This is a genomic window from Micromonospora sp. NPDC023814 (assembly GCF_040639595.1).
Taxonomy (GTDB): Bacteria; Actinomycetota; Actinomycetes; order Mycobacteriales; family Micromonosporaceae; genus Micromonospora.
Genome location: NZ_JBFAAF010000234.1, coordinates 1 through 1,456, shown reverse-complemented (window position 1 = coordinate 1,456; position 1,456 = coordinate 1). Strand labels below are relative to the sequence as shown.

Genomic DNA, 1,456 nt, shown 5'->3' with positions numbered 1-1,456 from the left:
GGCGGATTCAACCGGTGGTCGCAACACCGGGTTGTTGGAGCGATTGTAGGTGTTCGTCGAGGGCTTCGGCGGGTGTCTTCCAGCCGAGGGTTTTCCGTGGCCGGCTGTTGAGCGCGTGGGCGACAGCGTTGATCTCGTCGGCGCTCCACCGGGACAGGTCGGTGCCTTTCGGGAAGTACTGCCGCAGCAGCCCGTTGGTGTTCTCGTTGGTGCCGCGTTGCCAAGGGCTGTGCGGGTCGGCGAAGAACACCGGGACGCCCGTTTCGACCGTGAAGCGTGCGTGCGCAGACAGCTCCTTGCCGCGGTCCCACGTCAGCGATCTGCGCAGTTGCTCGGGCAGTTGGGTGATCGTCTCGGCGAGGGCTTTGCTCATCGTGATGGCCCCGTAGCCGGCGAGAGCGGGGCCGTTCTTCGTCCGCGGGATCACACCCCAGCCGGCCTCACGAGGCAGGTGGATCAGCATCGTGAACCTCGTGGTCCGCTCGACAAGTGTCCCGATCGCGGAGCGCTGCAACCCGATGATCAGATCTCCTTCCCAGTGCCCGGGGACGGCACGGTCCGCGACCTCGGCGGGCCGTTTACTGATCAGCGTGCCGCTGGTGACGTGCGCCCACGCGCGTTGCTTCGCACGCGCCCGGGGAACACGAAGCGCCCGACCGGTCCGCAAGCAGGTGACGAGTTCGCGCTTGAGGGCGCCGCGGCTCTGGACATAGAGCGCCTGGTAGATCGCCTCGTGGCTGATGCGCATGGACTCATCCTCCGGGAACTCTTCCCTGAGCCTGCGGGAGATCTGCTCCGGGCTCCACCCGGTAGTCCATGCCCGATCGCCCCGGTGGGGCTTGTTCCGGCCCTTCCACTGTGGGCCTTGCGGCCCAGCGACCGGGCGGCCGTCCGTTGTCCGGATCGCACCCGCAAGCCGTTGCTGGACGTACTCTCGGAGCCGGTCATTGGCCAGCAGCTTCGCGGTCTTCGGCCGGCGGGCTCGACGCTCCGCATGCCACTGCGCGGTCGAGGCCTTGTAGTCCAACCGGTACGTCCTGGTCGACGCGTTACGCCGCAACTCCCGCGAGATCGTCGACGGGTCACGGCCGAGCCGACGTGCGATCGCACGAACGCCCATGCCCTGCGCCCGCGACAGAGCGATCTCCTCTCGTTCGCTGAACGACAGATAGCGGCCCGACACCGTCGGCGGCAACGCAGGATTCACGCCGCCAGCGTGCCGGAACCACCGGAACCCCACCGGCGACGACACACCCGCCTCCGCAGCCGCGTCCTCGGTCATCACACCGGATCGGATCGCAGCCCAGAACTTGACCCGGTCCTCACGCCACGCCACCGTCGGTCGCCCCGGCGAAGGAATCTGACCCCGATACTCCCGAACCCGCTTCTGCCCCGGCTGAACACCCATCGCTTCACCTCTCCGACAAGGTGTTGCGACGACCGGTTGAATCCGCCC

1 protein-coding gene is annotated in these 1,456 nt (G+C 67.7%); it reads right to left on the bottom strand.

Features of this window, described 5'->3' with window-relative positions; all coding sequences use genetic code 11:
• Positions 1–7: 7 nt before the first annotated feature.
• On the bottom strand, positions 8–1,408 hold the full coding sequence (locus tag AB0G14_RS35695; RefSeq protein WP_357705224.1) for an IS30 family transposase: 1,401 nt from the start codon (positions 1,406–1,408) through the stop codon (positions 8–10).
• Positions 1,409–1,456 lie beyond the last annotated feature (48 nt).